The sequence below is a fragment of the Amycolatopsis sp. NPDC089917 genome, assembly GCF_040684635.1.
Lineage (GTDB): Bacteria > Actinomycetota > Actinomycetes > Mycobacteriales > Pseudonocardiaceae > Amycolatopsis.
The window spans coordinates 20,237-44,468 of sequence record NZ_JBFBGL010000002.1 but is presented as its reverse complement, the minus strand read 5'-3'; the positions used below and the strand labels follow the sequence as shown (position 1 = coordinate 44,468).

Annotated in this window: 26 protein-coding genes; 9 read left to right on the top strand and 17 right to left on the bottom strand. The window is 68.4% G+C overall.

Going from position 1 to position 24,232, the window contains the following annotated elements; genetic code table 11:
- Positions 1-34 precede the first annotated feature (34 nt).
- Positions 35-703 carry an alpha/beta hydrolase fold domain-containing protein gene (locus tag AB0N89_RS02330; protein ID WP_364199336.1) on the bottom strand — a complete coding sequence of 223 codons (669 nt, stop codon included), beginning with the start codon at positions 701-703 and terminating at the stop codon, positions 35-37.
- Positions 704-1,098: 395 nt separating this feature from the next.
- Between AB0N89_RS02330 and AB0N89_RS02325 the strand changes: the two genes are divergently transcribed.
- A complete protein-coding gene (locus AB0N89_RS02325) occupies positions 1,099-1,563 on the top strand; it encodes an ATP-binding protein (protein ID WP_364199334.1) in 465 nt (154 codons plus the stop codon).
- Positions 1,564-1,634: 71 nt separating this feature from the next.
- Here the strand turns inward: AB0N89_RS02325 and AB0N89_RS02320 are convergent, their stop codons facing one another.
- The 3 genes from AB0N89_RS02320 to AB0N89_RS02310 all read right to left on the bottom strand — a co-directional run bounded on the left by AB0N89_RS02320 (position 1,635) and on the right by AB0N89_RS02310 (position 5,716).
- Positions 1,635-2,636, bottom strand: coding sequence for a ferritin-like domain-containing protein (locus AB0N89_RS02320; protein ID WP_364199332.1), 1,002 nt, complete (start codon positions 2,634-2,636; stop codon positions 1,635-1,637).
- Between the two features lie 214 nt (positions 2,637-2,850).
- Positions 2,851-3,111 carry a hypothetical protein gene (locus tag AB0N89_RS02315; protein WP_364199330.1) on the bottom strand — a complete coding sequence of 87 codons (261 nt, stop codon included), beginning with the start codon at positions 3,109-3,111 and terminating at the stop codon, positions 2,851-2,853.
- 223 nt (positions 3,112-3,334) lie between these two features.
- Positions 3,335-5,716 (bottom strand): helix-turn-helix transcriptional regulator, encoded by a 2,382-nt coding sequence (locus AB0N89_RS02310; RefSeq protein WP_364199328.1) that lies wholly within the window; start codon positions 5,714-5,716, stop codon positions 3,335-3,337.
- A gap of 268 nt (positions 5,717-5,984) precedes the next feature.
- On the opposite strand from AB0N89_RS02310, the gene AB0N89_RS02305 reads away from it, so the two are divergent.
- Entirely contained in the window at positions 5,985-6,893 is a 909-nt protein-coding gene (locus AB0N89_RS02305) for an IniB N-terminal domain-containing protein (protein ID WP_364199326.1), read from the top strand.
- Positions 6,894-6,949: 56 nt separating this feature from the next.
- Here AB0N89_RS02305 and AB0N89_RS02300 read toward each other — a convergent pair whose 3' ends face one another.
- Positions 6,950-7,150, bottom strand: a complete 201-nt coding sequence (locus tag AB0N89_RS02300) for a hypothetical protein (RefSeq protein WP_364199325.1) — start codon at positions 7,148-7,150, stop codon at positions 6,950-6,952.
- A gap of 286 nt (positions 7,151-7,436) precedes the next feature.
- Here AB0N89_RS02300 and AB0N89_RS02295 point away from each other — a divergent pair, with 286 nt between their 5' ends.
- Positions 7,437-7,937, top strand: a complete 501-nt coding sequence (locus AB0N89_RS02295) for a hypothetical protein (protein ID WP_364199323.1) — start codon at positions 7,437-7,439, stop codon at positions 7,935-7,937.
- Positions 7,938-7,962: 25 nt separating this feature from the next.
- On the opposite strand, the gene AB0N89_RS02290 is transcribed toward AB0N89_RS02295, so the two are convergent.
- Entirely contained in the window at positions 7,963-8,559 is a 597-nt protein-coding gene (locus AB0N89_RS02290) for a response regulator transcription factor (protein WP_364199321.1), read from the bottom strand.
- Between the two features lie 212 nt (positions 8,560-8,771).
- On the opposite strand from AB0N89_RS02290, the gene AB0N89_RS02285 reads away from it, so the two are divergent.
- Both AB0N89_RS02285 and AB0N89_RS02280 read left to right on the top strand, forming a co-directional pair.
- Positions 8,772-10,397: an NAD(P)/FAD-dependent oxidoreductase gene (locus AB0N89_RS02285; protein WP_364199319.1), complete on the top strand. Its 1,626-nt coding sequence runs from the start codon at positions 8,772-8,774 to the stop codon at positions 10,395-10,397.
- A gap of 4 nt (positions 10,398-10,401) precedes the next feature.
- A complete protein-coding gene (locus AB0N89_RS02280) occupies positions 10,402-11,814 on the top strand; it encodes an MFS transporter (RefSeq protein ID WP_364199318.1) in 1,413 nt (470 codons plus the stop codon).
- On the opposite strand, the gene AB0N89_RS02275 is transcribed toward AB0N89_RS02280, so the two are convergent.
- From AB0N89_RS02275 to AB0N89_RS02250, 6 genes are all read right to left on the bottom strand, one after another.
- On the bottom strand, positions 11,807-12,307 hold the full coding sequence (locus AB0N89_RS02275; RefSeq protein WP_364199316.1) for a hypothetical protein: 501 nt from the start codon (positions 12,305-12,307) through the stop codon (positions 11,807-11,809). The genes AB0N89_RS02280 and AB0N89_RS02275 overlap by 8 nt on opposite strands.
- A 7-nt stretch (positions 12,308-12,314) precedes the next feature.
- Positions 12,315-13,571, bottom strand: coding sequence for a hypothetical protein (locus tag AB0N89_RS02270; protein ID WP_364199314.1), 1,257 nt, complete (start codon positions 13,569-13,571; stop codon positions 12,315-12,317).
- Between the two features lie 75 nt (positions 13,572-13,646).
- A complete protein-coding gene (locus AB0N89_RS02265) occupies positions 13,647-13,790 on the bottom strand; it encodes a hypothetical protein (protein ID WP_364199312.1) in 144 nt (47 codons plus the stop codon).
- Between the two features lie 531 nt (positions 13,791-14,321).
- Positions 14,322-14,534 carry a hypothetical protein gene (locus AB0N89_RS02260; RefSeq protein WP_364199310.1) on the bottom strand — a complete coding sequence of 71 codons (213 nt, stop codon included), beginning with the start codon at positions 14,532-14,534 and terminating at the stop codon, positions 14,322-14,324.
- Between the two features lie 265 nt (positions 14,535-14,799).
- Positions 14,800-15,294, bottom strand: a complete 495-nt coding sequence (locus AB0N89_RS02255; protein WP_364199308.1) for a hypothetical protein — start codon at positions 15,292-15,294, stop codon at positions 14,800-14,802.
- Between the two features lie 105 nt (positions 15,295-15,399).
- Positions 15,400-16,071, bottom strand: a complete 672-nt coding sequence (locus AB0N89_RS02250) for an HNH endonuclease family protein (protein ID WP_364199306.1) — start codon at positions 16,069-16,071, stop codon at positions 15,400-15,402.
- A gap of 439 nt (positions 16,072-16,510) precedes the next feature.
- On the opposite strand from AB0N89_RS02250, the gene AB0N89_RS02245 reads away from it, so the two are divergent.
- Genes AB0N89_RS02245 through AB0N89_RS02235 form a run of 3 tightly spaced genes read left to right on the top strand, consistent with a single transcriptional unit; the run spans position 16,511 to position 18,944 of the window.
- Positions 16,511-17,695: a glycosyltransferase family 4 protein gene (locus AB0N89_RS02245; RefSeq protein ID WP_364199304.1), complete on the top strand. Its 1,185-nt coding sequence runs from the start codon at positions 16,511-16,513 to the stop codon at positions 17,693-17,695.
- Positions 17,696-17,712: 17 nt separating this feature from the next.
- Entirely contained in the window at positions 17,713-18,480 is a 768-nt protein-coding gene (locus tag AB0N89_RS02240; RefSeq protein ID WP_364199303.1) for a class II aldolase/adducin family protein, read from the top strand.
- A 35-nt stretch (positions 18,481-18,515) separates the two neighbouring features.
- Positions 18,516-18,944 carry an NUDIX domain-containing protein gene (locus tag AB0N89_RS02235; protein WP_364199301.1) on the top strand — a complete coding sequence of 143 codons (429 nt, stop codon included), beginning with the start codon at positions 18,516-18,518 and terminating at the stop codon, positions 18,942-18,944.
- Here AB0N89_RS02235 and AB0N89_RS02230 read toward each other — a convergent pair.
- Complete coding sequence (locus AB0N89_RS02230; protein ID WP_364199299.1) at positions 18,932-19,975, bottom strand: class I SAM-dependent methyltransferase; 1,044 nt, start codon at positions 19,973-19,975, stop codon at positions 18,932-18,934. The genes AB0N89_RS02235 and AB0N89_RS02230 overlap by 13 nt on opposite strands.
- Before the next feature lie 304 nt (positions 19,976-20,279).
- Between AB0N89_RS02230 and AB0N89_RS02225 the strand changes: the two genes are divergently transcribed.
- Positions 20,280-21,062 carry an AfsR/SARP family transcriptional regulator gene (locus AB0N89_RS02225; protein WP_364199297.1) on the top strand — a complete coding sequence of 261 codons (783 nt, stop codon included), beginning with the start codon at positions 20,280-20,282 and terminating at the stop codon, positions 21,060-21,062.
- Here AB0N89_RS02225 and AB0N89_RS02220 read toward each other — a convergent pair.
- Genes AB0N89_RS02220 through AB0N89_RS02205 form a run of 4 tightly spaced genes read right to left on the bottom strand, consistent with a single transcriptional unit; the run spans position 20,984 to position 24,200 of the window.
- Positions 20,984-22,234: an MFS transporter gene (locus AB0N89_RS02220; RefSeq protein ID WP_364199295.1), complete on the bottom strand. Its 1,251-nt coding sequence runs from the start codon at positions 22,232-22,234 to the stop codon at positions 20,984-20,986. The two genes, AB0N89_RS02225 and AB0N89_RS02220, sit on opposite strands and share 79 nt — an antisense overlap.
- Positions 22,224-22,928, bottom strand: coding sequence for an HAD family hydrolase (locus AB0N89_RS02215; RefSeq protein WP_364199294.1), 705 nt, complete (start codon positions 22,926-22,928; stop codon positions 22,224-22,226). The genes AB0N89_RS02220 and AB0N89_RS02215 overlap by 11 nt, the downstream gene beginning before the upstream one ends.
- Positions 22,925-23,437: an NUDIX hydrolase gene (locus tag AB0N89_RS02210; protein WP_364199292.1), complete on the bottom strand. Its 513-nt coding sequence runs from the start codon at positions 23,435-23,437 to the stop codon at positions 22,925-22,927. The genes AB0N89_RS02215 and AB0N89_RS02210 overlap by 4 nt, the downstream gene beginning before the upstream one ends.
- On the bottom strand, positions 23,430-24,200 hold the full coding sequence (locus AB0N89_RS02205; protein ID WP_364199291.1) for a class II aldolase/adducin family protein: 771 nt from the start codon (positions 24,198-24,200) through the stop codon (positions 23,430-23,432). The genes AB0N89_RS02210 and AB0N89_RS02205 overlap by 8 nt, the downstream gene beginning before the upstream one ends.
- Between the last annotated feature and the right edge of the window lie 32 nt (positions 24,201-24,232).

Below are 24,232 nucleotides of genomic sequence, written 5' to 3'. Positions count from 1 at the left end.
GGGCATCTTCGAAGGCCCCGTGCGAGCGGCGACGTCATTCCGGGTCGGCGTCTGAAACAGCCCGGCGGATCTCGTCAGCCACCCAGGCCATGGTCGTGCGGGCCCGGACGGGGTCGTCGGTGAGGAAGTAGTGATCCACCCCGGGTGTCTGGTCGTACACGACGTCGACGCGGGCTTCGCGCAGCCGGGCCGCGTACCGGTCACCGTCCCCGCGCAAAGCGTCGTGCTCGCCGGTGAGAATGACTGCGCGCGGCAATCCGGTCAGATCAGTGGCCAGCAAAGGTGACGCGTAGGGATGACGCCGGGTCGACGGGTCCGGGAAGTACACCCGGCGGACCAGGTCACGCAGACCCGGCGAGATCATCCCGCCCGCGGCCGGATCCGGATCGCTCGCGAGATCCAGCGCGGGCACGCCGAGCATCTGCAGCGCGGGCAGCCAGTCGCCCCCGTCCCGGGCCTGCAGGCAGACGGCCGCCGCGAGCCCGCCGCCGGAAGAGAAACCCCCGACCACCACCCTCGCCCCGCCGGCCGCCCAGGACGCGACGTCGAAGCACTGGTGCTGCGCCACCGGGAACGCGGCATAAGGACCGCACCGGAAGTCGACGTTGTACACCGTCAAACCCGTCGTGGCCGCGACATAGCGGCACCACCAGTCGTCCATGGCCGGGTAGCGCATCAGCCAGGCACCGCCGTGAAAGTGCACGTACGCACCATCGAAGGGTGAAGCCGGCGGGCGGTGGACATACACGCGGACTCGGCCATGCCGGGTCGGGACACGGACGACCTCCGGCTTCGGCAGATCACCCCCGGCGAACCGCAACGGTTCCCCGTATCGCACGGTCCACCGCGCCGACGCGTGCATGGCCATCGCCGTGAGCCTGTCCCCGAGCCTCATACACGTGATTCGTATCCGGACGGTGCCCAGACGGGTTCCAGTCGCCGCCGTGGCCATGGAGTGAGATGACCGGGATGAAAGCGCTGCCGCGGGACGCGTGGCCGTTTCCGGCCTATCGCTGGTCGCACCGAACGAGTGACGCCACCCGCCCGCTTCCGTCGTTGCCCCGAAAACTCGTAGACCTGTGCCGACGAGGGAGCGGGATGCGCGAGGACTCGGATTTCCCGGAAGACATCGACTTCGAACTCGACCGGCTGATCAAACGCGTGGCCTGGACAGCGGAGATCAAGCTCGCCCTGGCGAAGCGACCCGAGCAACGCCGTGTGCGCTCGACGGTGGCCGGCTGCCTGGGATTCGGTCACGGCAAAGAAGATTCGCTGGGCGCGGTACTGCTCGTACTCGACGAACTGGTCGCCAACGCCTACCGATACACGACCACGCCCGGTGAACTCCGGATCACCAGGCAGATCCGTGGTGTCCTGATCGAAGTCACCGACGACGACCCGGACCTCGAGAGCCTGAAGACGAGATCCGGCAGCGGATCGGTTCACGGCTATCACGGGCTTCTTCTCGTCACGCACCTGTCGCTGGAGTGGGGTGCCCGGCCCGAGGGAAACGGAAAAGTGGTGTGGGCGCTCGTTCCCGCACGAAGGCACGATGAGCGCTGAAGTCCTTGCTGGACTGTGTCCGGCCGGTCCGGGTGGACTGCGTCTTCCACCCGGACCGGTCAGACGTGTGATCAGCCGTTCGGGTCGCTGGTGTTCACCTCTCCGTTGACACCCTTGGGGAAGAAGCCGCCGGAAGTGGCGGCCTTGGGGGTCAGGTAGACGATGTTGAGAACCTGACCCGGCGAGCGGCTGTAGGCGATGCCGTTGACGTCGGTCGGGACGATGTTCGCTCGCCCCTGTCCATCCACGACTCCCTGGTCGAGATCGGTCTTGCCGTCGAGGCTGTCCCGGGCGTCGGACAGCTTCACGCTCGCCTCCCGCAGATCGCGGCCGAGCAGACCGAGCCCGAGGATGCCGCCGGAGTGCTGGTAGAGCGCGGAACGGATGTTCGCGGCGTGGTACGCCTCGACGGCCAGGATCCCTGCGGCGGCTTCGAGGTAGGTCTTGTTGGTGATCAACGGAGCGGCGCCCTTGTACGCGGTGACGCCGAGGTCTTCGAACAGGTACGCGGCGAGCAGGAAGTTCTCCTCGCAGGCGAACGCGTCGAAGCTCTGTCCTTTCCGGACGAGACCCGCGGCCTGTGCCGCGGCGGTGAAACTGGACTGCAGGTCGATGGCCGGACGGCTCACCGCGGCCGAGCCCAGAGCGGTGCGCAGGAACTCGACATGGGCCTTTTCATCGCCGGCGATTTCCTGGGCGTACTGCTTCGCCGCCTTGGTCTTGAACTTCACAGCACGGCCACCGGTCACCCCGCCACGGGTGCCGGTTCCGGTGGTGAGCGAGTCGGCGAGCCCCTTGCCGGTGACGGCGTGCAGGTAGAACTCCGCTTCGAGGTACTCGAGGTTGAGCGCGAAGTTGAGTACGGCGCCGTCGCTGACGCCTTCGGACGCCGCTTCGCCCGCGGCCTGCCGGACGGTTCCCGCGGAGGCGACAGGGCCGGCGATTCCGCCGAGCGCCCCCACACCGACCACGCCCAGGCCGGTTACTCCGGCGGCGCGCAGGAATCGGCGCCGGTCCTGCTGATTCTCCGCACTCCGGTTGATCATCGATGCGGCATAGCGTTTGCCAAACACGTACGATCTCCTTCCCGCCCGTGTCCTGGCTACGCACGACGACGGGCGCACCCCGTCCGCCGGACCTTTGCCGCCGGCGGGCAGAGCTGAACTACGTGGACAGTCTGCTTTCGTGCTCGCCGGCCGGACAGCTTGGTCCGATCCGGATCCCGCTCCCGGCGGGTGGCCTCGCACGACGAACCGAACATCGTGCGAGGCCACCCGCCGGCCCGGATCAGCCGAGACCCAGCAGACCACCGTGGTCGTCGCACCCGTCGTGGTCCCAGCCGATGCCGTGACCGTGCAGGCCCAGCAGGACGCTGAGATTCAGATTGAGGCCGAGACCGTGGTGGTGGTGATGATGGCCGTGGTCGGCAGGTGCTGAGGCGGCCGGTGCCGCCGAGGCGGTTCCAGCGCCCGCCAGCAGGATGCCGAATGCCGCTGCGGGCAATGCGACGATGGCGATGATGCGACGGCGAACAGTGCTCACGATCATGCTCCTTGTCCTCGGGCGAACATCGAATTCGACCCTCGTCAAAACGGTCACGCCCTGATCCGGACCATGAACAATTCGCAGCAGGGACGCCAAGGAGTGGGCGCCGGGAAAATGATCACGCCTGTGGGTGACGCCGGAGATTCCCTCAGGAAGAATTTAGGACCCCCATAGCCGAATTTCCTACCGCCCGGCTCGAAAAGCACCGTCGAGCTCGGAGTGGCTGTCATTGCCTTTCGCCGAACATCCCACTCAGCAACGCGGCGATCGTGCGCCGGTCATGGGCGCCCAGTTTGGCTCGGACGCGGGCCATGTGATGCTCGACGGTCTTTCCGGAGATGTGCAGGAGATCGCCGATTTCCCGGTAGGTGTGGCCCTCGACCACGAGGCGCCCGATGTCGCTTTCACGCGGGGTCAAAGTGGGGAGCTCGGCGGGGGCGGGCGTCGCGTTTTCGGCGACGCCGATCGCCGAGGACGGGAATCGCTTGACCGCGCGCAGCAGGGTCGTCATGGCGGTTCGGTCGGTGGCACGGATCGCGGCCTGCCCAGCCAGCCGGGCGGCGTCCCAGCTCAGCCCGGCGCGGTGAAGCAGCCTCGCCCCGGCCAGTACCGCCTCGACATCGATGACGCCGTCCAGGACCGCGAGCCACTGGGTACCCGCGGCGGTGAACGCGGGAAGCAGGCGCCCGCTCGTGGAGTGCCCGGTGAGGTTCTCGATCGCGTCGCCGGCCGTATCCCGGTCGCCGGAGACGACGGCGGCATGGAACACGGACCAGTGCAGCCAGGCCGACCACAGCGCCGGTCTGCCGAGCCGGTCGAGCAGTTCGAAGGCTTGTTCGCGGTGGGCGGCGACGCGGAATCCCTCGTCGACCCGTGCCGCCGCGATGAGCAGTTCTCCCAGGGGCAGCAAGGAGAACAGGGTGACCGGCTGTCTCATCATCGCCTCGTAGGCACCCGCCCAGGCCTCGCGGGTCGCGTCCGGGGTGTCGGCGCGGCGGGCCAGTCCGAGTTCGAGGGCGCGCAGGAAGAGCTCGTCCCGCGGCGACAGCCGACCGGTCTGCTCTTGCAGGGACGAACGGTGTGTCTCGGCCGTGGCGAGGTCGCCGCGGAGCATCGCGGTCCAGCCCAGCAGAAGCTCGTGCCGATCATCGGCGGCCGCGCGGGTCAGGACGCCGTGGGCGAGATCGAATTCGGCCGCGTGCAGAGCCACTGTCGCGGTGAGCGCGGCCGGGGAATCCGGCAGCAGATGTGCCATACCGGTGGCCTCGGCCGTGTCCGAGGAGGCCAGCAGGGTCGTGAGCGCGGCTCCGGACCGCCCGGTGATGGACTCGCGGATCCCGTCGAGCATCCGCCCGGCGACATGCCCGAACGCCGGAACAGGCTCTTCCGCCACGGTCTGTCCGTCGGCGGCGACCTCGCCCAGCGCGATGCCGGCGAGGTCCGCGAGCAGCAGCGCTCCCGGCTCGCCGGACCAGCGCAAGAGTTCAGCGCCACGGGCGAGATCGCCGCGCCGGGCCATGACCGTCCCCACGACGAGAGCGCCACGGCGCCGCGCCACCGGGTCGGCCGAGCCGAGCAGTTCGTCACCCAGCCGCAACGCGAGGTCGAGCTGTCCCGACAGGACAGCCACTCGCGCCCAGGCAGGCGCGAGTCGCGTCCGTGAGCTGCCACCCCGCACCGCCGCGGCGTAGAGATCGGTCGCGATGGCGGGGTCGTCCAAGACCACTTCGGCGGCCGCGGCTTCGAGACCCGCCCGCACGACCGCTCCCCCGGCCCCGAGCCGCTGCAGCTCACGAGCGATCGGCAGGACCGGCTGTCCCCCGGCGAGCAGGGCTTCGAGCATCCGCACCAGGACGGTCAACGCCCGGTCGACACCGACGTGGGCGCGCACCGCCCGTGCGACCACCGGCGGGACGGCGTCGTCGGCGTCGAGCAGTCCCGCACCCCGGACCCGCTCGACGACCGCCGAGACGTCGTCGCGGGATCCGCCCAAGGCGATCGCGAGCAGTTCGATGTCCCGGCCTCCCGCGACACCGGCGACGATCAAGTAGGTCGTTCCCGGTTCGCCCAGCTGGTCCAGCTCGCCGCGGAGTTCGTCGATCAGCTCGTCGACGACGGGTATGGCGAGGCAGCGCGCCACCAGTCTTGGTACCCCCGAGGTCGCCCGCCGGACGGCCGCCGCGCGCTCGGAGGTGAGCGACCGGCCCGCGAACCGGGCCACGTCCCCCACGGTCCAGGCGGGCAGGCGGATGTGCCGGGTGGCCGGGGTGAGCAGCTCCGCGGCCACGAACCCCGCCGCGCCCGGAGTATGCGTGACCACGAGCCGGGAGACACCGGCCGCCAGGCCCACCAGCAGGTCCCGCTCACCGGCGGTGAGTGTGTCGACGTCGTCGATCAGGACCACCGCGTCGGTGGCCGTCGCCGCGCTCAGGTCCTCGCGGGAAAGGACGGTGGCGCCGCCGGCGCGATAGTGACGCGCGACCGCGGCCAGCGCCGTCGACTTCCCGTACCCGGGTGGCCCAGACAGGACAACTCGGACCCCGGCCTCCGGGTCGGTGTCGATCGCGGCCAGCACCTCTCTCAGCTGCGACGGCAACAGCTCGTCCATGACGCCGAGTACCTCCCTCGAAACGGTGCCCCGGAAGTGGTCACCCACGAAGGATTCGAGACCGGCGGTCCCGATAGATGGGCGTCGTGACCCCCAGTCGACAAATGAGACGCCGGTCACAAACCAACGGAATCCCCTAACGGGTGATCAGACCCCCTCGGTGGTTCACAAGATCACCGTTAGGTGTCGTACCCGATGTCCCGTCCCCGGGCCGGGGCTTAGCTTCGGTCCGTCCAAGGAACAACGGTCCCCACAGAGAGCCCGGTCGATGAACCCCACGCAGTCCCTGTACGACTTCACGCTCAACCTGCTCAACGACCCGTCGGCTCGCGACTCCTTCGGGAACAACCCGCAGCAGACACTGAACGACGCCGGCCTCGGCGACATCTCCGGCGCGGACCTGCACGAGATCCTGCCGCTCGTCCTCGACTACGCCCCCACCAACACCCTCGGCGGCGAGAACGGCCTCGACCTCGACTCGATCACCAACGGCCAGGCCGGTGCCATCGAGCAGCTCAAGGCGCTCACCCAGAACCTCGCCCTCGGCGACGCCACCTCCGAGAACAACGTGCTCGGCGCCGTCGGCGGCATGACCGCGATCACGCAGAACGCCGCCGCGCCCTTCACCGCGGCGGGCGACCTCGCGGGCAACATCGACAACATCGGCGGCGAGGAGATCGCCCCGGTAGGCGCGGTCACCGGCGCCGTCGGCGATGTCGCGGGCAACGTCACCGGCGGCGACGTCACCGGCGCGCTCGACGGCGGCAACCTCACTTCCGGGCTGCAGGACGTCTCCGGTCTCGACTCGGCGATCGACGGCACCCAGGGCGTCGGCTCCACCGTCGGCGACCTCACCAGCACCCTGGGCGTGAACACCGGCCTGGAGCACACCATCGGCGACGTGACCGCCCACGGCGTCGGCGACATCGCCGGCAAGGTGTCCGGCGTGACCTCCCACCTCGACGACGTCGCGAACGACTCGGCCGTCGGCAACGTCACCAACCACGTCGGCGACGTCACCAACCACATCGGGGACATCGGCTCGCACGCGGCTTCCGTCAACGACGTCCACGACGTCGTCAGCAACGTCGGCAACGGCGCACTCGGCGGCGGCATCGCCGCCGACCTGAGCCACCTCACCGTCGGCTCCGGCAACGACCTCCACATCACCGACTGATCCTCGGCGAGCACGATCACAGGGCGGGGCGCCGGTCGAACCGGCGCCCCGCCCTCTCATCCGCCGCGGACCGAACGAGTGACATCGAACGGCGCGGCACAGGCAAGCTGGTTCAGCCGCTTCGTTTCGACCTGGCGGGCAAGTTCTTCGGTCACGTCCTCGATCTTTGGTGCGAGGCGCGTGTCGTTTTCGAGCGAGGCGAGCACTTCGTCGTCACGAACGCAGCTCCCGGTGCCGGGATCGGATCTGCCGATCACGCACCGCCCGCGCGAACACACGGATTGACCGGACGGTTTCCGGGGTACCTGCAGGCAGCCGCGACCGCGCGCGTCCCGTTCGCGCGATCCGCCTGAGGGGAACAGGAGACATGATGAACGAAGCCGATTCGCCGAGGCACGATCCCCCGACGGATCCGAAGACCTGACAGGCAGGGAACCGGATCCCGGGCACTACGACACAGTGCCCCTCTGGAGGCAGCCGCTCCGCCATCAGCACCAGCAGCCTCCTCGCCGACCAAAGCCCGATCACCCAGCAGGGACCAAGATGCCTGAGCCGAAGACCCCGGAACCCATGCCGGCCGAGTTGCGGGCGCTGGCCGCCGAAGCCGACGACCTCGCCGAACGGACCGCGGAGATGGCCGCGCGACTGCGGACCACCCCAGACGCGCACTTGCGGCGCTTGGCCCGGCCCCTGTTCCAAGCGACCGGCGAACTGGCCGAATGCACCGACGAGATCAGCCGGAGCGCCGACCACCTCGCCCGCGTCCGAGTGGCCCGCGATCCGAACCTGTGCGACGTCCCCTGGGGCATCTGCCCGGTCCACGGCGTCACCTTGCGCTCGCTCGGAGACCGGTCCTGGTGCACCACCGAGGGCTGCTCCCACACCTGGGACTACGACCGGCTCCACACCCCCTGCGCTGAACCGGCCACCGCGACGGCCACCGACCAGGACGGGGTGACCGGATCACTGTGTTCGACCCACGCGTCGGACGCCGCGCGGCGACTGGCCGACTGCACCATCGACTACCACGCCGCTCACGACTGAGGCGCGGACGCCGGCCGGGGTGACGTCAGCTCACGAAGCCACACCGGAAACCCTGCGCGACCGCTTCCGCTCGATCGCGGGCGCCGAGCTTGCCGAACAGCCCACGGACGTGGGTTTTGATCGTGTTCCCGGACAGGGACAGCTCGCGGCCGATCTCCTCGTTGCTCTTTCCCTCACTCACCCCGTGAAGCACTTGGAGTTCACGCTCGCTCAGCTTCACACCGGACGTCGAAGGTTCTCGCGGGGCAGGGATCGACACTTTCGCCAGTGTGGCGGCGAACAGGGCGATGACTTCCGGCCGCGAGACCTCCCAGCGTAAGTAGCCGCGCAGACCGTCGGCGATGGCGGTCACGATCGCCGGTACGTCGTCCGGTTCACCGAACACGACGACGTTGGCGCCGGGATGGGCCGCGATGAGCGACCGTGCGGATTCGAGGCCGTCCGGCGCGGCTCGCCGGGTGCCGATCAGGACCAGATCGGCCCGCGCGCGGGCATACCGGATCGAGAGCTCGTCGGCGCGCGCGACGCAGTCGAGGTGTTTGACACCGGGCACGCCGGCCACCGCGCGGGTGAGACTTTCCCGGACGTGACGCCGGTCGTCACAGATCAAGACCCTGGTCACCGGATCGCCCTCCCCCGCCTGACGTGGCTCGGCGCCCGTAATGGCCGGCGGGGACGGGCGGGCGGCTCGTTCCACGGCGTCAGCGTAGCGCACGAAAAGCCGCAGGACTTCGACAGTCGGGTGACCGATCTGTCCAAAAGATCCTTTTCACCGGTAGGGTCGGCCAGGACGACAGGGCAAGGGCGCTCCGGAGGCGCTTGAAGGAGGACCTCTTGGGTGACCGCGGGCGAATCGACTACGACGTCCTGGTGATCGGCGCCGGATTCGCCGGGCTGCACCTGCTTTCCGAGCTGAAAAAGGCAGGCTTCCGTTGCCATGCCTACGAAGCCGGTAGCGGTGTCGGCGGAACCTGGTACTGGAACCGGTATCCCGGCGCGCGGTGTGACATCGAGAGTGTCGACTACTGCTTCCTCCATGACCGGACGCTGCACCGCGACTGGGTCTGGAGCGAGCGGTTCGCCGCCCAGCCGGAGATCTTGCGCTACGCCGAGCACTTCGCGGACCGCGCCGGGCTGCTGCCGCTCATCACGTTCGGCACCAGGGTCGTGGCCGCGGACTTCCAGGACTCGGCCGGCGTCTGGTCGGTGCGCACCGAGCACGGAGACACGGTGCGGACCCGCTTCCTGGTCACCGCCGTCGGCTGCATGTCCGCCGCGCACACACCGGAAATCCCGGGGATCTCGAGGTTTCGTGGCGAAAGCTTCCATACCGGCCGCTGGCCACACGAACCGGTCGATCTCGCGGGCAAGCGCGTCGGGATCATCGGCACCGGATCTTCGGGGATCCAGGTGCTCCCGGAGATCGCCGAGAAGGCCGCCGATGTCGTGGTCTTCCAGCGGACACCGAACTTCAGCGTGCCCGCGGGAAACCGCCCGCTGACCGAAGCCGAGCAGGCCGCCGAGCCCGCGAAGTACGACGAACGAGTGGCTCTCGCGAGCACGACCCGGTTCGGGCACGTGGTGCCGGGCACCGGGAAACCGATCCTGGACACCGGCCCCGCCACCCGGCTGGCCGTGTTGGAGGAACGCTGGGCCCTCGGCGGAACGTCCATCGTGGCCGCCTTCACCGACACCGGACGCGATCTCGAAGCGAACGCGCTGCTGGCCGACTTCGTCCGGGACAAGATCCGCGCGACGGTGACCGATCCCGAGACCGCGGAACGGCTCGTGCCGAAGGGATACCCCATCGGCACGAAACGGCTCTGCGTCAGCGACGACTATTTCGCCACCTTCAACCGGGACCACGTACGGCTGGTGGACCTTCGCGCGGAGCCCATCGAGGAAATCATCGCGGGCGGGGTCCGCACCGCCGGCGAGACCTTCCCACTCGATGTACTGGTCTTCGCCACCGGGTACGACGCCTTCACCGGTGCGCTCACGCGGATGAACATCACCGGGCGGGACGGTTCGTCGCTGACCCGGGAGTGGGAGAAAGGGCCGAAGAGCTATCTCGGCCTGGCGGTCGCCGGCTTCCCGAACCTGTTCACGATCACCGGTCCCGGCAGCACGATGGTGTTGTCGAACATGCTCCGGGCGATCGAACACCACGTCGGCTGGGTAAGAGACCTGCTGGTGACCCTGCGCTCCGCGGACCTGCTCGTCGCGGAGGCCGAGCCGGAATCCCAGGAAGACTGGGCCTGCCAGGTGGCCGCGGCCGCGAGCCGGACGCTCTACCAGCACACCGACTCCTACTATCTCGGTGCCAACATCGACGGCAAGGCGCGGGTGTTCATGCCGTACGCCGGCGGGCTCGACGTCTACCGCCGCATCTGCGATTCCGTGGCCGCGGACGGCTACCGCGGGTTCGCCCTCTCCCGCGGAAGCGGGCCTGGCCGGTGACGCGATGAGTGATCGGACGACCATTCCGCCCGGGCGCGCCGGACATTCCCTCTTGTCCTCCCTCGGGCTCGGTGTCGTGCTGCTGGCCACATTGCTGCCGATGATGGACTCCTTCATCGTCAACGTCGCGCTGCCGACGATCGCCGGGGATCTCGGCGCGGGCAACGCCGATCTCGAACTGGTCGTCGCGGGCTACGGCATCGCGTTCACCTTGCTGCTCGTGCTCGGCGGACGGCTCGGCGACGCGTTCGGGCGACGTCGGGTGCTGGTGTTCGGGCTACTGGGATTCGTGCTCACGTCGGCGTTGTGCGCGCTCGCCCCGTCGGCGGGGTGGCTGGTCGCCGCGCGGATCGCGCAAGGCGCCACGGCGGCGCTGATCCCGCCTCAGGTCCTCGGCACCATCCAGGCGGCCGTCGCCACCGAACGCCGGGCCCGCGCGATGAGCCGGTACGCCGCGGTCAGCGGACTGGCCGCGATCCTGGGGCTTCTCCTGGGGGGCGTCCTCCTGCAGATGGATCTCTGGGGCATGTCCTGGCGCCTGCTGTTCCTGATCAACCTGCCGCTCGGGCTGGCCGCCGCGGCGTTGACCTCGTTGCTGGTGCCCGAGTCCAGGTCGGACCACCCGGTCGGTGTGGACCTGAGGGGTACGGCGCTGCTCGGCGCGCTGGTGCTGCTGGTGCTCGTGCCGGTGAACCGCGGCCCGGTGCTCGGCTGGCCGTGGTGGGTGATCGTGCCGCTGCTGGTGGCGCCGGTGGCCGCCGTCGTCCTGTGGCGCACGGAGAAGCGGGTGGCCGGGACCGGCATGGTGCCGCTCCTGCCGCCCGCCGTCCTCACCGAGCCGCGGGTGCGTGGCGGGCTGCTGATGCTCGGCCCCTTCCTCGCCGCGTGGGGCGGTTTCCTGTTCGCCCTGCCTTTGACGTTGCAGCACGGGTTCGGCCTCTCCCCGTTGTCCGCGGGGCTCGCCGTGGTCCCGATGTCGCTGGCGTTCCTGATCGGTTCGTTCACCGTTCCGTCGCTGCGCGCCGGATTCGGCGCCAAGGTCGTTCCCGGTGGCGCGCTGGTCCAGGCACTCGGCGTGGCCTGGCTGCTCGCCGCGTTGCCGCTGGGCTGGCTGGGTGGCGCGGTGTGGACCGCGCTGCCGGGGCTGGCGCTGATCGGGTTCGGGCAGGCCTTGGTGGTGGGCGCCGCGAACATTTCGGTGCTCGGCGCGGTGCCCAGCGCCTACGCGGGTGTCGGGGGCGGAGTGCTGGTGACCACGCAACAGGGGTCGATGGCCGTCGGTGTGGCCGTACTCGGCACCGTGTTCTCGGTGGCGCTGAGTCACGGCCACGCGACGGCTTTCGGCTTCGTCCTGGTGGCCCAGCTGCTCACCTGCGTCGCGGTTTCATACGTCTTCCGCGGCAAGGCCCTCAGCTGACCGTGGCCGACTCCAGGTCGGCGATCTGCTCCAGGGACATGCCCAGTTCCTCGACGAGGAACCGCACCATCGTCCAGTGCGGCAGAGCGCCATCGTCGAACGGGCCGAATTCGCTGACGTACAAGGGAATCCAGCGCAGGGCCTCGGCCGCCGCCTGTTCTCGGGGCGGTTCCTCCTGGTACTCGCCATAGCTGATGCTGCGATGCTCGATGAAGAAACGCCCGGGAAGCCGCTCGCACAGTTCCCGGTACTCGCTGGTCTGCAGGATCAGGTAGTGCCAGATCTCGTCGATCTCCTGCTCGACCGGCAGGAACAGGCCCGCGAGTTCGTCCTGGTGCGCGGAGACCAGATAAAGGTAGCGAAGACATTCGAGTGTTTGGCGTTCCACGTACTCGACCGGTTCGCCGGTCTTCACGGTGAAGTACTCGACCACCTCGGTGTACAGCGACTCACCGAGCAGAGAACGCAGGTCGGTCTCGGAGACAAGGGGCACGATTCTCCTAAGCGTTTCGGGATTCGGGATGAAGCCAGGCATACTTTCCCGATTTCCCGATCGGGATGTGTTCACGCCAGATCGGCGTCACGGAGAGCTCCAGGTTTTCCGACAGGGCGTCGACGAGCGTGGCGGAAACCGCCGCGTCGATCGGCTCCCCGTCGAACGTGGTGTATTCCAGCTCCGCGTCGGAGCCCTCACCGACGCGGAGCCGATAGAGGAAGATCGAAGGCGCGCATTCGCCTGTCCAGCGGTCGAGATCGCCGTGGCAGACGAGCGTGCCGCCGACCCGGACGAGTTCTTTCTCCCTGCCGCAGAACCGTGAAATCCGGGTGGGGTCGGGGCTGCCGTCGACGGTTCGCGCGCAGTCCCCGGACCGATAGCGGATGAGCGGCATGTACGGATTGCGGACGCTGGAGACGATCACGCTGAACAGGGTGCTGCCCTCTTCGACCGGGATGAGCTCGACCTTCATCTGGTCGAGGTACGGACGATAGGCGGCCTGACCGTCGCTGTAATACAGATAGCCCAGTTCCGTGCTGCCGAACAGATCGACGATCGGGCAGGCGAACCGCGCGCGCAGGAACCGGGAGACGTTGTCCGGGGTGTACTCGTAGGCGTGGATGATGCTGTCCGGCTCGGGGAACCGGTCGTCCAGGCCCCACGCGCGTGCCTTGAGCACGAGGTGCGCGAGGTGATAACTCGAACAGTCCAGGTGGTAACGCCCCTCCGGATGGGCCGCCCGGGTCTGCTCGATCTCGTCGAGCATGCGCTCCACGTCGGATCGGCGCCACAACGCCGGATCCAGCGTCTGGTTCAGATAGACGGTGCGGTCGTCGAGGCGCCGATCGGCCAGGGCCGGGTGCTCGGCGGCTGTCTCACCGCGGGCCTTGGCGTTGACCCTCGCCACGTGTTCGGTCGCGAGCACCGTGGTGATCGACACCCTCGAACAGCCGAGCTCCCAGGTGCGCGCGAGCGCGGGATGCTCGCTCCAAAGCCGGTAATAGGATTTGAGCAGGAAGTACGGTGGCCGGATCAACTGCATTCGCGCGTGGTTCGTGCCCGTGGAGAGCACGAACTCGGCTTCCCCCGAGTCGAGCGCCGCCCTGAGTTTCGGCGTCATCCAGTTGTCCGGGAACCCGTCCGCGATGGCGGACTTCTCCAGCACCGGGAAATCCCCGGTCCGTACGGAATCACGGTAGAGCGGGATATCGCGGACCTGGTCGATCATCTCGGCCACGTCGGTCGTGAACTGGCTCGTCATGGTCACCCGTCGTGTGATGCCGCACCGGTGGCCGGCGACCGCGTCGCGATCGCCGGCCACCGGCCCGGGAGTCTGTCAGGAGCGGCTCTGCGAGCGCGAAATGCACCCCTCCTTGGCCCGCGAAATGCAGCCGTCCTTGTTCGCGGCCGGCGCCGAGTTCGCGGCGACCCACTTGGTCCACACACCGTCCTGGGCGATTTTCTTGACCAGTTCGTTCATACCCTGCCTCCGAGGTGCTCGGGGAACGCGATGCGGATTGATCATCGCCCCACCAAAGTAAAGGCATTGCAAAGACTCTGTCAAACACACTTTGTCATTGAGCGCAGACAGAAGACCGGTTAAATCCTCGTGAAAGCCTGAGTCGCCTTCGAAGAATCCGCCACGGACAGTCGATTCGCTCGAATGCTCGTTGCTTCTCTGCCCCCGATGTGCAAGACCGAAGACCCGTGGTTCCACATCACCCCCGGGCCGGGGTGATCGGGTTCCGGCGACGACACCTGACTCGGGGCGCGCGCCCGCGGCTCGGGCACCCGGTCGGCCACGGTTCGAGTTTCCTGTCGTGATCAGTGCTTTCCCCGAGAGGACGCAAGAACCCTCTCGGCAGCACCGGATCCCCCCGCGACGACCGTGATCGGCCGGTCGCCCGGGTGAGCGAAGCGCCAATCCTCAGAGAACCGGTGAGCCGGTATCGAGGTTCTCCGCTGTCACGACGCGGAGTCCGTTGGCGCGCGAGCGGACCGAGGGTCAGTACTAGGTCTGGAACTCGATGAGACGGTCCTGCGCTTCCGGCGGAAGCTTGTCGAACCGGTCGAGGAGCCATTCGGTCCCGTGGGCGACGGTGTGCTCCACGGCGCCGTTGACCGAGCCGGCGGCGAGGGCCCCGCCGACCTTGGCGTCGGTGTCACCGCCACCGTAGGACTGGACATGGTCGCTCACGGCCTCGGAGGTGAATACTCCGGCCACGATCCCCGCCGCCTTGCCCACACCCCGCGCCAGGTATCCGGGCTCAGCGCGACGGGCGGCGGCGCAGCCACCCGAGAGGCCGCGTTCCGAAGCAACCGGGTGAAGTTCCCTGAATGGTCGGCAGGCGTGGACTCCATCTCCCCGAGGAGGTTCCACCACGCGACATCATCCGCGAAATTTCATCACCCCTTGACGAGTGACCATATCGCGAAACCGGTGAACAGAACTCCACCGGCACGACAAATTGTTGCGTCCCTGACCAGATTCAAACCTGCCCAGCAGATCGGAGTCGCGAGATGTCGCGAGCCAGATGAGATCTCCTGAGCCGTCGATTGCGAAGGATCCAGACGCGATCCGCCCGGCGCCCGTAGGCCAGCTGAACATGGAAATAGTTGACGTACTCGGCGACGGCAAGGAGCCACAACGCGGCGCCCAGCCAGAAACGACCCGACGATCCCGACGGCGCCTCCATCAGGATCGGAACGACACCGATCGCGATCAGCGCCACGTTCACCGGCGCCAGCACCCGCAACACGCGAACCACGAAGGTAACGGCGCCACGGCGACCTTCGAGTTGGCGGCGTTTACCCATCCAGTAGACGCTGCCCTGTACCAGCATGACCGCGGCGAGCAGGAACCCCGACACGTTCGCGGCCGTCGGTGGCACCTCAGCCAGCCCGAAGAAGACGAAGAACACCACGACACTGACCAACTCACCCACCGCCATGCTCACCATCCGCCGGCTCATCTGCCGCCTCATGGTCACGCCTCCTCATCCACGTGGCATCGGCCCCAGGACTACGTGGGATCCCCCAAGCCGACGGGGGTCCTCTCCCGAGACCGGGACTCGTCTGAGCAGATCATCTCACCGGCACCGGTCGAGCATGCCCGCCAGCGCGGTTCGTTCCGGCACGGTGATCGACAGGCCGTACCCGGCTTTGACGACGATCCAGGCGGTCGCGTAGGCACACCAGAACGACACCAGTGGTGGCTTCCACTCATCCGGTGCCTTGTCGCCCTTCTCCTGGTTCACGTTGTCGGTCACCACCAGCAGCTGCGGACGGGTCAGGTCGTTGGCGAACTGTTCCCGCCTGGCCTGATCCCACGACTTCGCGCCACTGACCCAGGCATGAGCCAAAGGCACCACGTGGTCCACATCGACATCGGAGGCCTTCCGCCACGTCTCGCCGTCGTAAGGGCTGTGCCAGGACCCCGACGTCGGAGCGCAGTCCGCGTCGACCTCGACGTTCTCGCCGGCGCGTTTGAGCACTTCCTCCCGGACGTTGCAGCGGCCGGACACGGTCTTCCAGTGCGGGAACTTGTCCCGGTCATACCCGTCCAGCACCCCGCGCACCGCGACCTGCACCGTGCCCAGCAGCTTCCGTGCCTCGGCCACGGGAACCGCAGGCGCCTCCCCGGCGACCGACTTGCCCGCCGGAGCAGACGGCGTAGCCGGAGGTACCCCGCACGAGATCACCGAAGCGAGCAGCACGGCCGCGACCCCCGCCCGCGCGAACGTCCACCTTTCGCTGACCACGCTGTTCCTCCCTGTCGAAACTGACGTCATTCCCCTGCAGAGAGCAGTAAAACGGCAGCCGTGCCTCCGGCGTGACCGGCGAACAGCGCAACTTTTCTTTCCACCTCGGCCTGGTAGGCCCCTGTGCGTCATTCCAGGCGGATCCCGCGTGCATCGTGTCGCGCCTCGGCAACCGCACCAGCGCCCGCACGGACTGCCGGGCCTCTTCCGCCCGGCGGTCAAAGTCGACCCGGAGCATGGTCGCAACCGAGGTCTCAAGAGCCGGTGGCACAGAACCTCATCGCGACCGCTCCCGCACCGGTACCGGTCGGAGCAGCAGGCGGGCAGTGCTCTGTTCCCTTGTGGTCCACGGTGGACACACCGAACGCCTGCAAGAATTGTAGGATCTTTGTGGTGTTCGCGTGGGTCTGCTGTGGATCCGGTTGGCAGAGTGAGCCCAATGGCCACACGATGGGTTCCGCGATCACCGGCGAGCCAAGCGCCTTTGCGGCGTGTGGTGCTCACCTGGCTGACGACGGCGTCCGGTGGTGCGGAGCGATCGACAGTCGAGCTGGCCCGGGGTCTCCGCGCGCTCTTGGGGATCGAGGTCGTCGTCATCTGGTGGAACGGCGGCCGCGCGCCCGCGCCCGATCCGCGAGGCGTCCGGGTCCGGCAGGTCGCGGATCACGACGCCTACGAACGGGCGCTGTGCGCCGAACTCGATGAGGATCCGGCCGGAACGGTGCTCATCGGGGCGCACCGGACGGCGATGGTCGACATCGTCGCGGCGGAGTCGTTCCACGTGCCGGTCGTCTCGATATTGCGGGGAATCCTGGTGGCGGACCAGCGTCTGCGCACCGTAGATCTTCGGCGACGGCGGCTGGTCCCCCGGCTCCCTGGCGAACTCGACTGGGACGTGCTCTCCCGCGCGAGCCGGTGGGTCGGTGTCAGCCGGGCCGCGACGAGCAGTATCAGGGAACTGTCCGCGAAACCAGTCGAAGCGATCACCATTCACAACGCCGTCCGCCTCGGCCTGTACCGGGGACCGCGGGATCCGTTGTCGCCACGCAGGTTCGCCGTGGTCGCCCGAACCGAGCCGTGGAAACTGATCGACAAGGTGATCCGGGCCTTCGCGCTGTTACCGGACGACCTCGCCGCGCACGCGTGCCTCGACATCTACGGGACCGGTTCAGCGTTACCGGAGCTGCGGCGGCTGGCCGACGGGCTCCGTCCCGGCCGCGACATCCGCTTCCGGGGCGAGGTCCCGGACCACCGTTGGCCTGCCGCCACCGACGTCCTCGTCGCCGCGTGCGACATCGAAGGTTTCGGCCGTTCCGTGCTCGAAGCCGGGGGTGCCGGGATCCCGCAGATCGTGCCGGATCGAGGCGGCAGCACCGAGCTCGTGATACCCGGAGTCACCGGACTCGTCTATTCCGCCGACGATCCCGCCGGGCTCGCCTCCGCGCTGGCCGAAGCCGCCGGATGGTCGGAGAGCAGGCTCGAAGCCCTCGGCTGCCGCGCCCGGATCAACGCCCGATCGTTCTCCCAGACCCGCTGTTTCCTCGCCTACGCCCGGCTCGCGCGGGAGGTTCGGGCGGGGAACCGGAACCTCCCGCGGCCGCCGGTACCTGACCGGACGGCATAGATCGAAAGGATCACCAGATGGGTCACGAAGCCGAACGCAACCACATCATCCGGGCCGTCAGCGACATGACCCGCTGGGGGACCCTGGACCCGGCGGGCGGTTCGGTCAGCGTCCGGGCCGGCACCGGGAACATCGTCAGCACCACCGCGAGTTCCGCGTTCGTCCGATGGGATATCACCGCCCGCAACCTGATGGTCTACAGCCCCGAGGGCGCGATCGTCGAACGCGCCACTGATCTGGCGCCCCCGGACGCGCCACTGCATCTGGCGATCTACCGGGAATTCCCGGACTGCAACGCGATCGTGCACTCCCACGCGCCGTACAGCCTGGCGTTCGCCTCGCTCGGGCTCGGCGTGCCTTCCTGCACCAACAAGCTCGACACGATGGGCGAGGTGCCCTGCTTCTCCTCCGATGATCCCTCGGTCAAGGAGGACGTCCTCGCCGGACGGGTGACCATCGACGTCGCCGAATGCATGGGGTCGCGCCCGGACGTGATCGCGGGCTACGTTCACACGGTGAACCCGCAGATGCTGGAGCATTTCGGCCCCCGCGCCGCCGAACTGAACCGGCACGGCCTCGGCTTCGTGGTCTACCGCCACGGCGTCTTCGTCTTCGCCCGCCACCTGGACGAGGCCGTCGAGAACCTGACGCGGATCGAGGTCAGCGCCCGGACCGCTTTGTTCCAGGCCACCCTTCACGGCGGGATCAGCGGGATCAAACCCGACGCGGTGCACCACCCCGGCGCCACCTGGTCGGACGGCGTCTACTCGGGCAGCAGCCGCTGAGCACGCGGCCGGGCACCAGAGGTGCGTCCGCGGGCATGCTCTTCGACGACCGCGGGCGCATTCTCGTCGTCAAACCCACTTACAAACCGGGCTGGGGCCTGCCCGGCGGGGTGATCGAGGAGGGCGAGTCGCCGCTCACGGCGTGCGAGCGGGAATTGCTTGAGGAACTCGGGATCGCCCCGGTGCTCGGCCCACTCGCCGGGGTCGACTGGATACCGCCGCGGGACGGCCGCGACGACGCGAACGTGTTCGTCTTCGACGGCCGGATCCCGGACGAGCTGGTCCCCGCGATCCGGCTTCCCGCCGACGAGCTGTCGGACTGCCGGTTCGTCGACACGCTCGGGTTCCGGGAACTGATGGCCCCGCACATCGCCCGGCGGATCGAGGCCTGCCGCCGGGCGCGTGACACGGGCCGGGTGGCCTACCTGGAATTCGGCCACGAGGCGCTGCCCTACGCGTTCTGAGCGGCCGTCCCGCGGAAGGCGAGCCAGCCGAAGCAGCCGAACCAGAATTCGCGCTCCAGCTCGAAACCCGCCGCCCCCGCCTCGGCGATCACCTGCGCGCGGGTGCGCGGACGCGCGACCGGATGCCTTTGCGCGTAACGGAGATCGACCAGCTCCTGGTCATAGCTGCCGGTGCGGAAGTACGCCATCGCCAGGCACACCACGCCACCGGCCCGCACCAGCCGCGCCAGGCTCTGCCACAACGGCGCCGAATCCCGCAGATAGTGGTAGGCGCCGACCAGCATCGCACCGTCGAAACGCCGCGCTCCGGGAAGCGCGAGGGGGTGTTCCAGATCCCCTTGGACGACGCGGATCCGAGGGGTACCGGCGATTCGTTCTGCTGAGACCCGGACGAAATCGGGACTGACCTCCACCCCGACGAACCGGCCCTGGGATCCGCCGATCGCGTGACGCGCGAGTTCCAGCAACCCCAATCCGGTTCCGGAAGCCAGATCGAGTAAATCGACACCGGCGGAAACGAGGGTGCGCACCGCGCACAATCGCGCGTACCGATAATACGGAAGCTGCATTCCCTGATCCCAGAGATCGGCGTTCGAGGCGTCGAAACCTGACAGTGCCTGCTTTCCTTCACAGGTCAGCGACGCCACCACACGACCGAAACTCCCGCTGTAGCCGAGTTCCCGGTAACTCGGTTTCCCGGTGGCCAAACGGATCAGCTCATCGTCGATCGATCGCGGTGGAACATAATCGGTCACCGCGGCGAAACGCGCGGGCCGATCGCCGACGCGGCGAACCGCTCCACACCTGTTCAGCGCTTCGAGAAGCAGCTCTGCCACCACCGTCTTTCCCGGCACGACACCATGTCTGACCACGAATTGCGCTACGGTCCCCGGCGTGACGAGTTCGCCGAGCACGCCGTTCTCCAAGGCCGCGCGATACACGAACTCATATCCGGACCGCCTGTACTCCATATATGCGGCCGCCATCCGATCCTGCGGGATCCGCAGGAGTTCCTCATCGGTGAAGATCATGACACGCCTTCCGCGAAGAAGATTTCGCAATGAATAGCCCCGATGGTCAGCTTACGTCATCCAGAACGGCCCCGAAATGTATTCCGACTCCGAATCCCGGGGGTATACTCGGCGAGAAAGTGCCGACTACGCCGTGAACGCGCGGCACACCGCGCGGTCAAGGCCCATTCGGTTGAAAACGGCAGTTCGGGCGCGTTGCACGAACCCCCACGTTGTGACACTCTGGCACAAAGTGTCACAACGTGGACGCGCAGTCGCCAGTTCGATCCCCGGGCGGTTCCCGGGGGCATGGGGGGCATGACCAATGGATTTCCGTGTTCTGGGTCCCGTCGAAGCCGGCCCGACGACTCGGGCGGGTGGCCTTGGCACACCGAAACAACGAGCACTGCTGAGTGTATTACTGCTCAACGCCAACCATATCGTCTCGGTGAACCGGCTCACCGGGATGCTGTGGGACGGCCCGGCTCCGCGCTCGGCGACGGCGAACGTCTACAGCTATGTCGCCGGTCTCCGCCGATTGCTCGAGTCCGCCGGCGACGCCGGCCGGGACAGGCTGATCACCAGGATGCCCGGGTACCTGCTGCGTGTGCGCTCCGACGAACTCGACCTGTCCGTCTTCGACAGGCTCGCGACACAGGGCCGGGCCGCGCTGCGGCGATCCGAACACGAACTCGCCGTCGACTGCCTGAGCAGCGCTTTGGCTCTGTGGCGTGGAAAACCACTCGAAGACGTCCGCGTCACCCCCGCGCTGGCGGCGCCCATCACCGCTTTGGAAGGGCGCCGGATCGACGTGCTGAACGACCTCATCCAGGCACGGCTCCGGATGGGGCTGCACAAGGAGGTGGTGGGTGAACTGCGCGAGCTGGTCACGACTTCCCCGATCTCGGAACTCACTTGGTCGCAGTACATGTTCGCGCTGTACAGATCCGGGCGTAAAGGCGAGGCGCTGGGCGCCTATCTGGACGCGCGGCGGACCCTGGTCTCGCAGACCGGGGTGGAACCCTCCACCTATCTGCGTCGAGTCCACCAGGCCATCCTCGCCGACGCGCCGTCCACCGAAGTACTCGAACACTGCTGGCGGGACTGACCTGCCCGTTCGGCCGTCACCGGCAGCAGCGCCCCGCCGGCGAGCGGAGCGATGGTGATCACGGCGAACGCCCCCGCGTATCCGGCTCTGCCGATGACGGCGCTCAACACCACCGGGCCGAAAGTGGTCACCAGGCTCTGCAAGGTGTGTTGCACCCCCAGCGCCCGTCCCAGCCGGGCCCGCGCGGCGAATCCGGCGACGGCCGTGGAGGCCAGCCCATAGCCGGTGACCGTCGAGACGCAGGCGAAGAGCACCATCACCGTGCCCAGCCAGGTCCCGGTCACCGCGCCGATCACGACGAGCGCCAGCACGACGGCGTTGCCGAAGGCGAAGATCCGCATCACTCCCATCGGAGCGCCGAGGCGGTCCGCGAGGTGGCCGGCCAGCGGCCGGGTGAGCGTGGTGAGCAGGAGTGCCCCGCCGAGCAGCCATCCCGCCTGGACCGGGTGCCAGCCCCGATCGTCGACGAGATAGCTGACGCTGAACGTGAGCAGCGCCGACTGCGGCAGTATCAGCACCGCGCAGGCCCCATAGATCCGCCGCCACGGCACCTTCCCCGATCCGCCGGACACCGTGTCCGCCGGGCTCGCGGCCGGCCGCGGCTGCCGGCCGAACAGCACCACCAGCACTGAGGCCAGCAGGCAGAGCCCGGCCATCCCGAGCCAGACGGCCGCCAGGCCGTAGCGGGCCGCGACCCCCGGCACGATCGCCGCTGCCACCGCCGAACTGAGCGGTGTCGCGGTCTGGGTCAGACCGAGGGCCAAGGCCCGCTGCCGGGCGGGGAACCGCCGCACCACCGCCTGCCCGCTCGGCGCGTACACCGAACTCGCGGTCATCCCGACGAGAGAGAAAACGGCGAACAGGGCCACGACGCTGTCGGTGGCCGCGGCCACGCAGAGGAACAGAGCGCACAGGGCCAGTCCGCACGCCATGGCGCGGCGTTCACCGAAGCGGTCGGCGACCACACCCCAGCCCAGCATGGCAACTGTCAGCCCGCCGTTGGCGACCCCGACCAGCGCGCCCCCCAGCGCCAGCGACATTCCGGTCGCGGTACGCAAAGCGGGCAGCACCAAAGAAAGGTGAAACACCGCGGTGGCACCGACGGCCCAGGCGATCAGGCTCACCGTGAGCAGCACCCAGCGGTTCGGTGCGCGGACGTCGTCAGTGCCCATGAGCGCGCACCCACGCGGCCAGGTCGCCGAGACCGCGCAGATGTTCGTGCCTCCCCGGCGGATCGGGACAGTCACGATGCGGGTCGAGGTGCAAGGGCCGGATGCCGGCGGCGAGCGCGCCGTCGACATCGATCCGGGCGGTGTCACCGACGTAGACGGTCCGTTCCGGCTCGGCGCCCATTTCCCGCAACGCGAGGTGGAAGATCCTGGGATCCGGTTTCGCGACGCCGACCAGCGCGGAGTCGATCACGAGGGACACCGGGGTCCCGGCGCCGGGCCCCACCTGGCAGATACCCGCCCCCCGCAGCTGCTCGGCCACCACCCCGATCGAATTGGACACCACTCCGAGCGAGACCGGCACCAAACTCAAAGTGCGTAACGACTTCGCGGCCCCGGAGAGTTGGCGAGTCCACTTAGGACCATCGTAGGCGGTGGAAAGTTCGGAGATCACCCGCTCCGCCCGGTCGGGGTGGACCCCGCACGCCTGGGCGAACGCCTTCAGGTACGACAAACGGTTCCGCGGCGGGAACCGATCGTTCACCGCGGTGGCCGCGTAATGGGCGCGGTCGATCAGGGCCAGGTCGGCCCGCGCCCCGGCGTCCCGCAGACTCCGGAGCACGGCCTCGGCGGCGGGCATGATCAGTACACCCCCGGCGTCCAGCAGCACGGTGTCGACCGGTGCACGGGGCTTCATTCCTTCGCCTCCCCGGAATCGCCGTACCAGGTAGGTTTCGTGGATTCTTCGTAGTAGACCGTTTCGCCGCCGAGATAGCCCTCGACGCACGAGCGGACCCGGCGTTCGGTGTGCGGTTCCACCTCCGGCAGGTCCGACACCGGGAAGAAGCCGAATTCGGCGATCTCGCCGGGATCCGGCTCGATCGACGCCCTCACGGTCTCGGACAGGCGGCCGGCGAACACGAACAGGTTGGACGCCGCACGGCGCGGCCGGGGCGGGAACCACACCACCCCGACCAGCCGTTCGAGCACCGGTGTGAAGCCCAGTTCCTCCCGTACTTCGCGGACGCACGCCGTCATCGGGGACTCACCTGCCTCGATCACGCCTCCCGGCAGGTCCCAGACCGGCTGGTACCCGGGCCGGACCAGGAGTACGCGGCCGGCGCCGTCGAGCTGCACCGCTCCGGCCGCTCCCCTGGTCCGGGCGAGTTGCGCGTAGTACGCGCTCTCGGCGGAGCCGTCAGACATCCGCGAGCTGCTGTTCGACCGACAGTCCCGGTTTCGGGAAGAGCAGGTTGGGTTCGATCCCGGCGAGCCCGCCGCGCAGGATCGCCTGGAAGACCGCCGTCCGCGCGCTCATCTCGACTCTGGCCAGGTTCTCCACCGCTTCGGTCAGGCCACGGGCGAAGGTGAAGGCGCCATGGCGATACAGGACACACGCGAGGCCGTGCCGCTTGAGTTCGTCCGCCCGCGGGCCCAGCTTCTCCTTCAGTTGCGGTATGAGCTGATAGGTGTCCACGGCCGCGATCTCCGGCCGCTGGGCGATGCCGTCGGGCAGTTCGACCTCAGGCCGCTCCGACTCCCCGCTGAGCACCCCGCCCTTGACCGCGGTGTCGTCGGCGATCAGGCAGGGCACCTCGCCCAGGGTGTCGAGCTGGTTGACGCAGGACGGGATGCCCATGCCCAGTGAGGCGAACGCGAGCACGTAGGCGCTGTGCGCGTGCACGATCGCCCGGCAGTCCGGGAACATCTCGTAGGCGGCCATGTGGATCAGCGCGCCCACCGGCGCCACCCCTCCGGTGCGTTCCCGCAGCTCGCCGGTCGCCGAGATCACCGTCATGTCGCGTGGTGTGACCTTCCAGCGCGCGAAGGCCGAACCGGTGGCGGTGACGATGATGTCACCGTTGTCGGCCCGCACGCTCAAACCGCCGCCGGTGGTCTCGATCAAACCCCAGCGGGCCATGTCGTTGATGCTTTCCACCAGCAGCTGCCGCTCGGCTTCGTACAACATGCTCTCTCTCCTTCATCAGGGTTTTCCGGACC

Coding starts and splice junctions, on each gene's coding strand:
- AB0N89_RS02305 (WP_364199326.1), top strand. CDS start 5,985: ATGAACCCCACGCAGTCCCTGTACGACTTCACGCTCAACCTGCTCAAC.
- AB0N89_RS02205 (WP_364199291.1), bottom strand. CDS start 24,200: ATGTTGTACGAAGCCGAGCGGCAGCTGCTGGTGGAAAGCATCAACGAC.
- AB0N89_RS02280 (WP_364199318.1), top strand. CDS start 10,402: ATGAGTGATCGGACGACCATTCCGCCCGGGCGCGCCGGACATTCCCTC.
- AB0N89_RS02215 (WP_364199294.1), bottom strand. CDS start 22,928: ATGAAGCCCCGTGCACCGGTCGACACCGTGCTGCTGGACGCCGGGGGT.
- AB0N89_RS02245 (WP_364199304.1), top strand. CDS start 16,511: ATGGCCACACGATGGGTTCCGCGATCACCGGCGAGCCAAGCGCCTTTG.
- AB0N89_RS02265 (WP_364199312.1), bottom strand. CDS start 13,790: ATGAACGAACTGGTCAAGAAAATCGCCCAGGACGGTGTGTGGACCAAG.
- AB0N89_RS02220 (WP_364199295.1), bottom strand. CDS start 22,234: ATGGGCACTGACGACGTCCGCGCACCGAACCGCTGGGTGCTGCTCACG.
- AB0N89_RS02225 (WP_364199297.1), top strand. CDS start 20,280: ATGGATTTCCGTGTTCTGGGTCCCGTCGAAGCCGGCCCGACGACTCGG.
- AB0N89_RS02270 (WP_364199314.1), bottom strand. CDS start 13,571: ATGACGAGCCAGTTCACGACCGACGTGGCCGAGATGATCGACCAGGTC.
- AB0N89_RS02235 (WP_364199301.1), top strand. CDS start 18,516: ATGCTCTTCGACGACCGCGGGCGCATTCTCGTCGTCAAACCCACTTAC.
- AB0N89_RS02255 (WP_364199308.1), bottom strand. CDS start 15,294: ATGAGGCGGCAGATGAGCCGGCGGATGGTGAGCATGGCGGTGGGTGAG.
- AB0N89_RS02315 (WP_364199330.1), bottom strand. CDS start 3,111: ATGATCGTGAGCACTGTTCGCCGTCGCATCATCGCCATCGTCGCATTG.
- AB0N89_RS02230 (WP_364199299.1), bottom strand. CDS start 19,975: ATGATCTTCACCGATGAGGAACTCCTGCGGATCCCGCAGGATCGGATG.
- AB0N89_RS02210 (WP_364199292.1), bottom strand. CDS start 23,437: ATGTCTGACGGCTCCGCCGAGAGCGCGTACTACGCGCAACTCGCCCGG.
- AB0N89_RS02325 (WP_364199334.1), top strand. CDS start 1,099: ATGCGCGAGGACTCGGATTTCCCGGAAGACATCGACTTCGAACTCGAC.
- AB0N89_RS02310 (WP_364199328.1), bottom strand. CDS start 5,716: ATGGACGAGCTGTTGCCGTCGCAGCTGAGAGAGGTGCTGGCCGCGATC.
- AB0N89_RS02295 (WP_364199323.1), top strand. CDS start 7,437: ATGCCTGAGCCGAAGACCCCGGAACCCATGCCGGCCGAGTTGCGGGCG.
- AB0N89_RS02240 (WP_364199303.1), top strand. CDS start 17,713: ATGGGTCACGAAGCCGAACGCAACCACATCATCCGGGCCGTCAGCGAC.